The 12,530-nt window shown below is 36.6% G+C and carries 11 protein-coding genes; 10 read left to right on the top strand and 1 reads right to left on the bottom strand.

Annotated features, from left to right (window positions below; translation table 11 throughout):
* Nucleotides 1-805 precede the first annotated feature (805 nt).
* From QTN47_RS21515 to QTN47_RS21535, 5 genes are all read left to right on the top strand, one after another.
* Nucleotides 806-2,962, top strand: coding sequence for an ATP-dependent helicase (locus QTN47_RS21515; protein WP_369331491.1), 2,157 nt, complete (start codon nt 806-808; stop codon nt 2,960-2,962).
* Nucleotides 2,963-3,147: 185 nt separating this feature from the next.
* Nucleotides 3,148-4,146, top strand: a complete 999-nt coding sequence (locus tag QTN47_RS21520) for a TlpA disulfide reductase family protein (RefSeq protein WP_369331492.1) — start codon at nt 3,148-3,150, stop codon at nt 4,144-4,146.
* A 222-nt stretch (nt 4,147-4,368) separates the two neighbouring features.
* A complete protein-coding gene (locus tag QTN47_RS21525; protein WP_369331493.1) occupies nt 4,369-5,133 on the top strand; it encodes an SDR family oxidoreductase in 765 nt (254 codons plus the stop codon).
* 16 nt (nt 5,134-5,149) lie between these two features.
* Complete coding sequence (locus QTN47_RS21530) at nt 5,150-6,064, top strand: helix-turn-helix domain-containing protein (protein ID WP_369331494.1); 915 nt, start codon at nt 5,150-5,152, stop codon at nt 6,062-6,064.
* A 61-nt stretch (nt 6,065-6,125) separates the two neighbouring features.
* On the top strand, nt 6,126-6,551 hold the full coding sequence (locus tag QTN47_RS21535) for a VOC family protein (RefSeq protein WP_369331495.1): 426 nt from the start codon (nt 6,126-6,128) through the stop codon (nt 6,549-6,551).
* Between the two features lie 296 nt (nt 6,552-6,847).
* On the opposite strand, the gene QTN47_RS21540 is transcribed toward QTN47_RS21535, so the two are convergent.
* On the bottom strand, nt 6,848-7,300 hold the full coding sequence (locus tag QTN47_RS21540) for a helix-turn-helix domain-containing protein (protein WP_369331496.1): 453 nt from the start codon (nt 7,298-7,300) through the stop codon (nt 6,848-6,850).
* 290 nt (nt 7,301-7,590) lie between these two features.
* On the opposite strand from QTN47_RS21540, the gene QTN47_RS21545 reads away from it, so the two are divergent.
* From QTN47_RS21545 to QTN47_RS21565, 5 genes are all read left to right on the top strand, one after another.
* The gene (locus tag QTN47_RS21545) at nt 7,591-8,538 is read left to right on the top strand and encodes a hypothetical protein (RefSeq protein WP_369331497.1); all 948 of its coding nucleotides are present in this window, start codon (nt 7,591-7,593) and stop codon (nt 8,536-8,538) included.
* Between the two features lie 333 nt (nt 8,539-8,871).
* Nucleotides 8,872-9,351: a hypothetical protein gene (locus tag QTN47_RS21550; protein ID WP_369331498.1), complete on the top strand. Its 480-nt coding sequence runs from the start codon at nt 8,872-8,874 to the stop codon at nt 9,349-9,351.
* A 41-nt stretch (nt 9,352-9,392) separates the two neighbouring features.
* The gene (locus QTN47_RS21555) at nt 9,393-10,031 is read left to right on the top strand and encodes a hypothetical protein (RefSeq protein ID WP_369331499.1); all 639 of its coding nucleotides are present in this window, start codon (nt 9,393-9,395) and stop codon (nt 10,029-10,031) included.
* Nucleotides 10,032-10,202: 171 nt separating this feature from the next.
* A complete protein-coding gene (locus QTN47_RS21560; RefSeq protein WP_369331500.1) occupies nt 10,203-10,694 on the top strand; it encodes a hypothetical protein in 492 nt (163 codons plus the stop codon).
* Nucleotides 10,695-11,614: 920 nt separating this feature from the next.
* On the top strand, nt 11,615-12,211 hold the full coding sequence (locus QTN47_RS21565; RefSeq protein WP_369331501.1) for a hypothetical protein: 597 nt from the start codon (nt 11,615-11,617) through the stop codon (nt 12,209-12,211).
* Nucleotides 12,212-12,530 lie beyond the last annotated feature (319 nt).

A 12,530-nucleotide genomic window follows, 5' to 3' on the forward strand; every position in this document is an offset into this window, starting at 1 on the left:
AAAGTATCACGAGCAGATCAATATCCGGGAGACCTCTCGTCTCGTGCCAATGACAGATTAAGGCTGTTTTTTCATTGCCGTCTGCCTGCCCGAATGCAGTCAGGCGGGCTTTAGCTGACGGAAAACAAAACTAATTGAATATGGCTTTAGCCTCACAATCCATTTTTTGGGCTAAAGCCCGATTTTAAAAGATCAACCACTGTCCGTCAGCTAAAGCAGACGGCAATGAATCAAGGCAATCAGCTCTTAATGTAATGACCTGTCTTTATAATTTTGATTGTGGCTATCCTAATCCCCCAGTCGAGGCGACGATGCGGTTCAAGCCTTGAATCTTATCATGTATTTGTTACCAGCGCTGTTGTGATCACTTTTTCTGATAAGCCCGGATCGTCATGTCGACGATAGGAGACATCTCCCAAAGTTGACAATGCCTGCCTAATTAAACGACATTGACTTGACAATCAATAATTTTAATGGTCGTTAAAACACTAATAGCTGTTTACTTCATCCCAATGCCATTTCGTTTATTTTGTTTATTTCGTTTAACCTTGACTTGAATCACAAAAATTTACAGTCATGAAAGTGTTAGAGCAAATAAAAAAGCCCTCAAAACCTGACCAAAAGATTGCGAGCGAATCTTATGATGCCTAGAACAACTCAATTCAGAGCAACCAGAAATTGAGATTGAAGAAAACGAATATGACAATGAAATTCTAAAATGGGAAACAAGAGTCTGGGGTGAAAACCCTGCCGATTTTGGAAGAAAATAATTTAGGATATTTGTCAACAACCATTTGATTGAACTTTGGAAACAATCACGAAAACCGATTTAAGCGCATTAAACGAACAACAACGGAAAGCTGTTGTGAGTGAAACCAACAGGCTTTTGGTATTGGCAGGTGCGGGTTCAGGAAAAACCAAAACACTTTTACAAAAACTCATTTATCTGATAGAAGAAAAAGGAGTTAGTCCTGCTAATATTCTTGCAATCACTTTTACCAGGAACGCGACTAATGAAATGATAGACCGCCTTATTATTTCAGCAGATACTTCAGGAGAATACGAAAAACAACTTTTTGATAAAAAACGCAGTAAAGCAGATAAGGACAGGGAACGTTTATACCAGCAAAAGAAATATAAATGGATTGACGGATTGACTGTTAGAACATTCCATTCCTTTTGTTACAGCATTTTACGAAACGATGGAGTGAATGAATTTGATAATAAATTTCGCATCATCGGAGATGAGAAAAAAGACGAAGAAGATGAACTAGCAAAACACGTTGCACCAGAAACCGTTTTTGAAGTTTTTCATAAAATCTTAATCGAACATTGTGAGGATACAGACTATTTGCTTCAACTCAAACGATATATTCTTGATTATGTCGTAGACAAAATTCACTTAAAGAAAGACGACCTCAGATACTCACATAAAGATGGAAAATATTTTACAACTTTAGACGGAACTAAAGTTCGTTCAAAATCAGAACAGTTTATCGCGGATTGGTTTTACAGGCATAGCATCAAATACGAATATGAACCATTGCTGAATGTAAAAGATTTCTCGTTTCATCCTGACTTTTATGTTCCCGAAGCAAATCTATATATTGAACATATTAGCGATAAAAGCTTTTCAACTAAAGACAAAGAAGAACAATTTCAAAAAGGAAATTTGCTTTTAGTTAAGACTTTTGACAGTATGACTAAAGACTCTGCACTATTCAATCATACTTTAGATAAAATTGTCAAAAACAGACTGCCTGCAAATTATCATAAAACAGTTTCATTAAGTTTCAGAGAAGAATTTAACGGCTATCACGACTATGTAAAAGATTTTGTACAACAGGTTATGCGGATAACCGACATGATCAAGGTTGAAAATATTCAGATTAATACAGTATTGGAAAATGCCAGAAAAGATCAACACGAAAGAGTTCGCAATTTTTACGAATCAGCAATCCCGATTGTAAAAGAATATATCTGCTATTGCACCAACAAATCGTACCTGGACTTCAACGATTTAATTTCTAAAAGCACTTCCCTCTTTCGGAACCAGCAAGACATTGCTAATAAATATAAGACTAAGTTCGACTATATTTTAGTTGACGAGTTTCAAGACGTAAATAATCTTCAGGTAGAACTCATCAAACTTTTGTTGACTGACAAAACACAACTATTTTGTGTGGGTGATGATTGGCAAAGTATTTACGGTTTCAGAGGTTCAAACGTAAATTATATAGTTGAATTTGAAAAGCATTTTGAAAAAGCAGGGACCATAAAACTCAACCTGAATTACCGGAGTACACAAAACATAGTTGGAGCAAGTAATGAAGTAATAAAGCACAACAAATTTAAGGTTGACAAAGATGTTCAGGCTTCCAAAAAATCCGAACATAAAATTGTTGTTTACTCGGGAAATAGTCAAGAGGAAAATATTCAGTTCTGCGTTGATAAAGTAAAAGAGTTTTTAAATGATGGAATAACCAATGACGAAATTCTGTTTTTATACAGAAGGAGTAAAATGTTTACACCCTACTTTTATCGTTTTAGAGATGAAGCAATACGCATTCAGGGAAAAACCATTCACGCTGCTAAGGGGCTGGAAGCTAAAATAGTTTTCATCATCGGTTTGACAGAAGGAAACGGAGGCTTTCCTGATATATGGCTCGAAGACAGAATTTTCCAGGTTATTAAAAAAGCCAATCACGATCTCTTGATGGAAGAAGAAAGACGACTTTTCTATGTTGCCATAACAAGAGCAAAAGACAAGCTGTTTCTAATAACCGAAAAAGGAAGCGAATCCAGTTTTCTTAAAGAAATTCCTGAAACCTTTACCGTACGGACAAGCAACCCTATAAAATCCGTTGTTGAAAAAATAATCACTTGCAAAAAGTGTTTTAGTCAATTGGAAAAACTATGGGTTGTGTGCCCTTACTGCGGGCAAAAAGTAGATGCTGAATAGAATTTCAGCCGCCAAACAACCAGAACATGTTTTTGCATCATGACGACTGTCGAACAAAACCCATCATTTGAAATGCTATTAAACTTTAGTAATAAATTTAAGCTTACGGGATAATAATGCCGCCAAACACGCAAAGCCCCAAAACGTTGTGAGTAATCTGTTTGAATACACCCTAATTTATAATCATGAATAAAACTTTTTTCTTATTAGCAATGACAGTTGTTATTACTACATTTTCTTTCTCACAAACAGAAAAGAAAAAATTTGAAATAACAGGTAAATTATCAGGCTTCCCAGACAGCACAGTAATTTATTTGTATGAGAATAATACTCACCAGGCAGACTTAATTGACTCTACATTTTTAATCAGTGGGCAATTTCATTTTACTGGCTCATTCCAGGAGAATGCTATTCAGGTTCTGCTGCAGACAAAAGGCTCTGATAACTATAAATTCTTTTGGCTTGAAAATTCGACAATTATTTTCACGGCAGAAAAGGGTAAGTTTAAAGAAGCGGTTATTACAGGTTCAAAAACACAAGAAGAAGCGGAGAAATTTGATATTATTACCGGGGGTGATAAATTAAAAATGATTTCGTATATCCGTAATAACCCAGGCTCGACAGTTAGTGCTTCTGTTTTAAGTATCTATTCTTCTACTTGGGGAAAAGACACCTCGACAATGTTGTATAATGCCTTGACCGAAACAATAAAAAAAACATCGTTCGGACAAAATGTGTTGAATTTTATTTCTCTTAATAAAAACCCTAAAGTAGGAGACAAATACGTTGATTTCGGAGAGCCGGATATTGACGACAAAATTGTTCATCTTTCAGATTTTAAAAACAAAGTAGTCCTACTTGATTTTTGGGGCTCCTGGTGTGGTCCGTGTAGAGCAAATAATCCTGAACTTGTTAAGGTGTACAATGAATTTAAAAGTAAGGGATTTGAAATATTTGGTGTTGCGGCTGACCTTGATAAAGAATCCTGGATTGCTGCAATTAAGAAAGACGGCCTGACCTGGCAAAATGTGACCGATCTTCAGGGCTGGAATAATAAAGCAGCTATCATTTATGGTATTTATAAATATCCTACAAATTATCTCATTGACAGAAATGGAATAATTGTTGCAACGGATCTGCAAGGCAACGAATTGATAAATAAGCTTCGTAAAATGTTAAATTAAATCAGCCTGCGCGCAATAACTGTATTTATAAAAGTACAGCTTACCCACCAGCTCTTGTGTAGCGGTAATTCTTATCATCCGTTGTTCAAGCCGGCATTACGCCCCATCTCCTACCCTAAATAATCCACTGACCCTTCCTTTTTGACTACAACATTCTGACATTTGGCTACAGCTGCTTTTTGAATTGTGCTGACCTTTGTATCATCAAAAAAGAGAAATAAAATGAGCACAAAAACAAAAATCGCCCTGGTTACAGGCGGTAGCCGCGGTCTTGGCAGAGATATGGCGTTGGCCCTTGCCAAAAAAGGAATTAACGTGGTTTTTACCTACAGTTCAAATAAAGAAGCAGCCACCGAAGTTGTTACAGAAATTCAATCGCTTGGACAAAAGGCAGCCGCTTTTCAGTTGGACACAAGAAATGTACATCAGTTCGACAGTTTCATTAAACAAGTAACCGAATATTTACAGCAAGAAACAGGAAGTCCGAATTTTGATTTCCTGGTTAACAATGCAGGAACAGCTTTGTATGCACTGGTACAGGACGTTACCGAAGAAAAGCTTGATGACATTTTTAACATTCACTATAAAGGTGTTTTTTTTCTAACGCAAAAAGCATTGCCTTTCCTTAATGATGGTGGTGCAATCATAAATATCTCATCGGGCCTCACACGAATTACCTACCCGGGTTCTTCAGTTTATGCTTCGGCAAAAACCGCGGTAGAAACACTTACACGTTATTTGGCGAAAGAATTGAGTGCGAGAAAAATCCGCGCTAATGTTGTTGCACCCGGAGCCATTGAAACTGATTTTGGTGGTGGACGCACACGCGACAACAAAGAAATCAACGCTCATATTGCAAGTCTTACAGCATTAGGGCGTGTAGGTTTACCAAGCGACATTGGCGGTGTGGTAGCGTTTTTGTGTACAGATGATGCTTATTGGATTAACGGACAACGCCTTGAAGTTTCGGGTGGACAAGCCTTGTAATAATTATCTTTGCACAATGACGAATACGAAACCGACACGAATAAAATCCATTAGCGGGTTTCATCGGCTGAGAAATTTGCCTGCACCAGAGCACCCGCTTATCAGCGTGGTAAATGTGGCGGACTTTTCATATTCCGAAGAAACGATGAATATGAAAACGATAATGGATTTTTATTCAGTTTCTTTGAAACGGAACTGTGGTAAAATTCGCTATGGGCAACAACAATATGATTTTGATGCGGGTGTAATGTATTTCATTGCACCCAATCAGGTTTTTAGTGTGGAGCACAGCCCCGACGAACCCAAACAAACAGGTAGTATGTTGCTCATTCACCCCGACTTCTTTTGGAATACGCCACTTGCCAAAACAATACATCAATACGAATATTTTGGCTATGCCGTAAACGAGGCATTGTGGCTTTCAGAAAAAGAAGAAGCCATTATCATTGGCATTATGCAAAACATTCAACAGGAATATCGCAATAATATTGATAAGTTCAGTAAACAGATCATCGTTTCACAAATTGAAAGTCTGCTTAATTATTCAGATCGTTTTTACAATCGTCAGTTCATTACAAGAGAAAAAACCAATCACCAGGTTTTGGAACAATTGGAAAAACTGTTGACTGATTATTTTAACAACGATGATTTGGTTTCTAAAGGTTTGCCGACAGTTCAATACATTGCAGACACACTAAATACATCGCCAAAATATTTAAGCAGCTTACTAAAAGTACTGACAGGACAAAGCACACAGCAGCATATACACGACAAGCTGATTGAAAAAGCCAAAGAAAAATTATCTACAACAAACTTATCAGTCAGCGAAATTGCCTATGAATTGGGCTTTGAACATTCGCAATCATTCAGCAAATTATTCAAGACAAAGACTAACATTTCGCCTTTGGAATTCAGGCAATCGTTTAATTGAATTTTTTCCTTCCCCTCTTTTTTCAAACAGCTCGAAAAAACAACATAAACGAAAGAAAAAAATGTATCAAAGAATAGCACATATTGCCTTAGTAGTTGACGATTATGATGAAGCTATAGAGTTCTATACCCAAAAACTTGAATTCCAATTGTTAGAAGACACTAAGCTAAGTGATGAAAAAAGATGGGTAATGGTTGCACCCAAAGGCGCTAAGGAATGCTGCTTATTATTAGCGAAGGCTGCAAATGAGCAACAAACATCAAGAATCGGAAATCAGACCGGAGGAAGAGTGTTCTTGTTTCTTTTCACTGACGATTTTTGGAGAGATTACGAAAAACTGAAAAATCGAGATATAAATTTTGTAAGACCACCCCAAAACTTTGAATATGGAACAGTTGCTGTATTCGAAGATCTGTACGGAAATCTGTGGGACTTAATTGAACCAAACAAAAATAACAAAGGGTTGATGAGCCATGAAATGGCTTAGGCAAAACTAATCCATTATCAACAAACCTCCATCAAACTGCCTAAAAGCCAGGATGTTCTACCTCAAAGCTTGTAATTCCACCTAAAAGACTGGAATTTCACGTTAGAGCGAGGGTGATGAAGCTAAAAGTCTGAAATTTCTATCTCGAAGCCTGGGTGTTTCAGCTCAATGCTTGAATGCTTAGGCTAAAGCAAGGAATCGGTTCCACAGGCCAAGAATGTTCTTATCAAAAAAAATCCCAGGCCAAATGCCCGGGATTTTATCACCTATGATTTATCGTAAGCCTGATTATTTTACTATTTTTTCAGCAAGCTTTCCAGCCTTGCGATCATTTCATCTTTTTCTTTCAGCATGCGTTCATACAATGCTTCCTTTTCTTTCAAACTCCTTTCTAATAACGCTTCTTTCTCTCTATGCAATTCTAAAATTTTTTCCATTGGGTTGGATATGATATTGGTAACAGTTCCATTTAAAGAAACATTATCATTATCATGATAAGTAAACGTACCCGAAAAAACATTGATGGCCTGTTCGGTGTCGAAATTTTCAATTACCTTTTTCGGCACTTTTAATGCATTCGCAACTTTCTCCAATAAAGCCGGTTCTATTTCGGCTTTCGCCTCTAACATCGATACTTTTTTCTGATTCCAGTCGTCGCCAAGTTCAATTGCCAGTGCATCTTGTTTCACTCCCAGCATTTCGCGAACTCTTTTAACCTTTTCTCCGAGGTGGACTGTATGTTCTGCCATAATTGTAAAATATGATTGAACAAATATAACATTTACTGTTTTTCGGTTGCCGGTAAGTTTTTTAGTCCCATTAATTATAAAACCTTTTTTTAATTGGTTGATTCTGTTTTTTTAGCGTTTTTTATTCAATAATCCTTGCCCTGCATCTGTGGCCGAGGTGGCGGAGCTTTGTTAGAGGGAGATTTGCGAAAAGCATCATTTGAAATGCTATTAAAGTTTTATAATAGATTTGGGCACGAAATTCTTTTGCGCCACGAACGCAAAGCCCGAAAAAAATTTTCTCTAATTTTATGACAACCATCGTTTCCAAAAGACATTTCTATAAGTTTTATCTCTCACTTGTTTTGGGAACATTTTTTTTTATTACGATAGCAACAGTTTTACTTTTTACTACGAACAAGTCGGAGAAAAAGGAACAATTAAAAGCTAAGGATAAACTAATTCCGTTAGTTAGCATCGCTTGTTATGGATTTGCAGGTTATAGCTTGTATCGCTATATAAAAAACGTCCCTACAATCAGCCTAGACAAAGACTTTATTAGTTTCAACGAAAAGACTTTTTCAATTGCCGACATTGACAAACTTGAATTAACCGGGAAACGGCCGTTCAAGTATGCAATAAACTTTCCCATGGAAGCTGCCATGCTAACATTCAGGAACGGTGAGACAAAATATATCTTTGACGATATGTATTCAAACTCATGGGAAATTAAGTCTTTCTTAAAGCAGGTTGTGGTTGACAAGAATAACTTTTGCCAAATCAGCTCTTCAATAATTGACGAAAACTCAGTTGCTGCGGATTTTTACGAAACATATAAAGGCAATCAATTTACATCATTGAGAGGAATTTTACTTTGGGGATTAATTGGCTTCTTTATCTTCCTTTTGTTGACGAATAAAAGATCAACCACAGTTTGGCTAACGACTTTTTTATTCTGCCTTTCATTTTTTTGGTTCTTTGCATTCTCTTATCAGATGCATTTTTTTCAAGTATCGGACAACTACTTCTTAATTCGCAATCATAATTTCTTTTGGAAGAAGAAAAAAGCATATAAAATTTCGGAGATAAAGGAAATAGTTTTTGAAACACAGGGCAAAATGCCCAATTGTTTAAGGATCATAACCAAAGACTTTAGAAACAAGCTATACCCAGCAGGGACACTTAGTGATAAGACCTGGTTAGCTTTAAAGGACAAATTGGAGACCTATCACATTAAAGTCAGGAATGAGTGCATCTGACCTGTCTGGCGCGAGCGTTCCGCAGGATCACTCGTGTGTCTATTAATTCTCCCCCGATTGATTCGGCGTTCATAAGATGATCTTTATTTAATACCATAGCTCATCCTGGCACCGATATTTAAAAAGCGATTTGAAAATAAATTACAAAGAGTTTAAATTGGGCCAATAGATATATTGCATTCGCCCTCATTGTGGGAGGGTTTCGAATTATAAGACAAAAAATTTATTATTGATATTTTTAACCATGCGCCGATACAATCGGCTTGAAACCAGTAGACACGAGTGATCCTGCGGAACACTCGCGCCAGATAGATTGGCAGCAATAATTACAAAATGATACAGGTTCAATTTTTAGACTGGTCTTTTTTAGTTGACAAAAGTCTTACTGAAAAAATCTATTCATCTGTTGACAAAGGTGGTGCTGACAAATGCAACTGCTCGATGTGCAAAAATTATATCGCAAGAAAACACAATTTGCTTGAATTGCCACTGATTGAGTTTTTTAGAGATGCAGGCGTTGACATTGACAAAGAATATGAAGTTTATCATATGGGGAAAGACGCAAATGGGCTTCACTTATATGGCACTTGGTTTGACTTTGCAGGAAAAATATTAGAAGGACCAAATTGTAAAATTCAAACGACTGACGAAAAATTTACTATCGAGCATTATGATTTAAAGCCAAGCTTATCTGTTGCTTTTTTGCCTGCCAATCTACCCTTAGACAGTTTTTTTGACAAAGTAGAAAATGTCGTTCAAGTAGACTTCATATTCACAATTCCCTGGACAATAGGAGACGAAGAACCTGAATAAAAAATACAGCAACCACCAAATGCATTAATAAAAGCATGGCATTGAAAAATAAAAGACTAATCATAATCATAGTTGTTTTCTTTCTTTTACTCAATACATCTTACTACTGGGAAGGAAAACTTGGACTTTTTGCTTTCCCGTTTTTTTTATTACTGGCAATGGCTTATCTATGGCTTTCAATCGCTCTTCTGCGGCAGATCTATTTGACAATTAAGGAAAAGTTCAAACAAAGAGAAAGGTTTATAGTAATTGGATTATTGACAACTGTTTTATTATTGACATTTTACAAGCCGTCAGGACTTGTTGACTTTGACAAACTTGAAGGCGATGATTTATTAGTTGCTGAACGGACAGGATCAGCAAACTGTTTGACAACGCTTAAACTTAAAGACGACTTTAGTTTTAGAGAAAGGATAGGTTGCTTTGGAGTGACGGAAATTGAAGGAACATTCAGAGTTATAAAAGATACGATCTATTTTAGCAATATTCAGCCCGGCAGATATGAAGATAATTTCTACAAATTTGCAGTTATCAGGCCATCAAGTTTCGATAACCCAAAAATACTTGGCGAGTTAATTAGATACAAGGACATTACCGATACAATTGGACACGAACTTTGGATTACAAAAAATGAATTGCAGAGGATAGATACAACGGCCGAGCAACCAACGCTGCATTGATAATATGGGTAGCCACGGTCTGGCGCGATTGATCCTGGGGAACACTCGCGCCAGACAGTTCTAAATTTGCTTCAATTGAAATACTTATTCTGAAAATCAGATAATGGTCAAAATCGATGTAAGACGGAGACGGATTGGAATCCTGCCTATATTTATGAGAGGGAGATAATTATGGGACAGATTGTACATGCATTTATTGAACACAAGTTGACGCCGGAAGAAATTCTACAACTTCCCGAACTTTTGTGTCATATCTCTAACGACATTTTAGTGGGACAATGGCATTGGTCAACACCAAATATGAATAAGCAGATTCTAATTGACTTATGGACACGAAAGACTGAATATTTTATTAATAACATATGGAGTGAGCAAGATTTCGCCCTTTTAGAGATGCATGATATGACTTTTCATTTTTTCTCTCCCCGGCTTTTGACATTTGACAATTCAATACGTTGGGACGTATACAATAAAAATGAATCAGTACGAGAAGAATTTAATCGCTTAGCGAAAGCTATATCATCATTATTAAATGCCGTCGACATACTGGTAGTACCTGACTTGTCAAGTGTTAGCTTCTTTGAAGAAGATAAAGACACAACGGTAGACTCGTATAGGCAGAAAGCAAAGTGCAATAAATTGTATTCGATTGAGCTTGTCTAAATACGCTTAACAAGGTTTTTACCTCATGGCGGTTCACTAACAAAAACTGTCTGTTTTTTGGACCCGGGAAATAAAAAAACAGATCAGCATAACACTGGGTTTTGCTTCATGGCGGCTAACGAACAAAATTCAGCATTTGAAATTCTAATAAACTTTGGTAATAAATTTGGACTGACGGAATACTATTATCGGCACGAACGCAAAGCCCTAAACGTTAGCGGCAATTATATTGGCACCCTACTATGGACAAAGCAATACGAAAAGGTATACTAAATGAACCGGCTGAAAAGAATTTAGCAGAGTTTAGAAGAGACACGCCAGTTTACGAGAATATTTTTCCGTTGCTGTTTGATTAACATGACAAACGACAATAAACTCAGGAGCATTAAAATATTACATACACTCGTATGGATATTTTTTAACGTTATTATTTTCTATATGTTATATGCTGTATTGGTAAACAAAATAGATGCATGGCTTTGGATCGGTTATGGATTAATTGTACTTGAAGGATTAACATTGCTGATTTGCAAATTATACTGCCCTTTAACCATATGGGCAAGGAAATATTCTGATTCTACCAAAGAAAATTTTGATATCTATTTGCCTGTTTGGTTAGCTAAGTATAATAAACAGATTTATACATCGATTGTAGTTGGGATAGTAATTCTAACTATTATCAGGCTTATAAAATAACATGTTAGCACAAACACTAGCACCAAACCTCGACTGACGGAATACTATTAAGACAAGAAAGATAAAGCCCGATAACGTTATAACCAGTCCAAATTTACTCTCATATTCAAATTAAAATGCGACAAATAGTTTTCATTTTGGTTTTAGCATTCATTTTTAGTTGCAATCAAACTGAGAAAACGAAACATAACTTTCGTGACTCCGTTATTGAAAGGTATTTAAATATGGTTGATAGTTCAGGCAAGTACGACACTCTTGATATTCACTACAAAGCATTAAAAGCATACATTACCGATGACTCTGTATTATTAAAAAAACTTGACAGCTCCATCTCAAACCAAATGAACAACAGGGCAGATTGGGATTTATGGACAAGTGACATTCCATTGCCAAAGCTTAATCAGCTTAATAAAGATGAAGCATATAGATTTATATTTTCAATCTTGGGATCTCCGGCCTATGAAGCGATAACAATCTCTCAAAAAGACACATCATTCAAGCTTCACTACTTATTTTACAGACATGACAGAGATTTATCCAAATTCGACAAAATAAGAGAATTTGAAAAGAGTATTTCGGAAACGCAATGGAATGATTTAACAACTAAAATCACACAGGCCGATTTTTGGGGACTGATAAATGATAAAGAATCTCGCGGTCGCGATGGCAATGACCTGACCGTAATAGGCTATGTAAAATCTGGCGACTATGAACGAAGCCATTTTGTTCACAGATGGACAAACACGACTTTAAATGATGCATTTTATTATGTCTATTATAACTTGCTTGACAAAACAGAACGCCAATTAGTAAACAAGTAAGGGCCGCTTGTAATATGAGCATTAGCAAAAAATAACTGACGGATCGCAACTTCAACTTTTATTTGGCTTCCCTGTCTGGCGCGAGTGTTCCGCAGGATCACTCGTGTCTATTAATTCTCCCCCGATTGCATCGGGGTTCATAAGATGAATTTTGTATAATATTATTGCTCATCCTGGCATGCAATAAATAGCTTACTAAAAGGTTGGCTGGACGTGGGTGCGTCTCGCAGTTCCAGCCTGTGTTTGTAAGCTGTCGCAAAAACACTTCGAAAAGCCGCATTTAACACGCACTAAAACTTGCCTGTTGACTACTTTTGCT

It is taken from the genome of Danxiaibacter flavus (assembly GCF_041060425.1).
In the GTDB taxonomy this organism is placed as follows: Bacteria; Bacteroidota; Bacteroidia; order Chitinophagales; family Chitinophagaceae; genus Danxiaibacter; species Danxiaibacter flavus.

What these genes read in the sequence shown, in the direction of transcription:
- QTN47_RS21520 (WP_369331492.1), top strand. Translation starts at nt 3,148, where the DNA reads ATGAATAAAACTTTTTTCTTATTAGCAATGACAGTTGTTATTACTACA.
- QTN47_RS21525 (WP_369331493.1), top strand. Translation starts at nt 4,369, where the DNA reads ATGAGCACAAAAACAAAAATCGCCCTGGTTACAGGCGGTAGCCGCGGT.
- QTN47_RS21530 (WP_369331494.1), top strand. Translation starts at nt 5,150, where the DNA reads ATGACGAATACGAAACCGACACGAATAAAATCCATTAGCGGGTTTCAT.
- QTN47_RS21535 (WP_369331495.1), top strand. Translation starts at nt 6,126, where the DNA reads ATGTATCAAAGAATAGCACATATTGCCTTAGTAGTTGACGATTATGAT.
- QTN47_RS21540 (WP_369331496.1), bottom strand. Translation starts at nt 7,300, where the DNA reads ATGGCAGAACATACAGTCCACCTCGGAGAAAAGGTTAAAAGAGTTCGC.
- QTN47_RS21545 (WP_369331497.1), top strand. Translation starts at nt 7,591, where the DNA reads ATGACAACCATCGTTTCCAAAAGACATTTCTATAAGTTTTATCTCTCA.
- QTN47_RS21550 (WP_369331498.1), top strand. Translation starts at nt 8,872, where the DNA reads ATGATACAGGTTCAATTTTTAGACTGGTCTTTTTTAGTTGACAAAAGT.
- QTN47_RS21560 (WP_369331500.1), top strand. Translation starts at nt 10,203, where the DNA reads ATGGGACAGATTGTACATGCATTTATTGAACACAAGTTGACGCCGGAA.
- QTN47_RS21565 (WP_369331501.1), top strand. Translation starts at nt 11,615, where the DNA reads ATGGTTGATAGTTCAGGCAAGTACGACACTCTTGATATTCACTACAAA.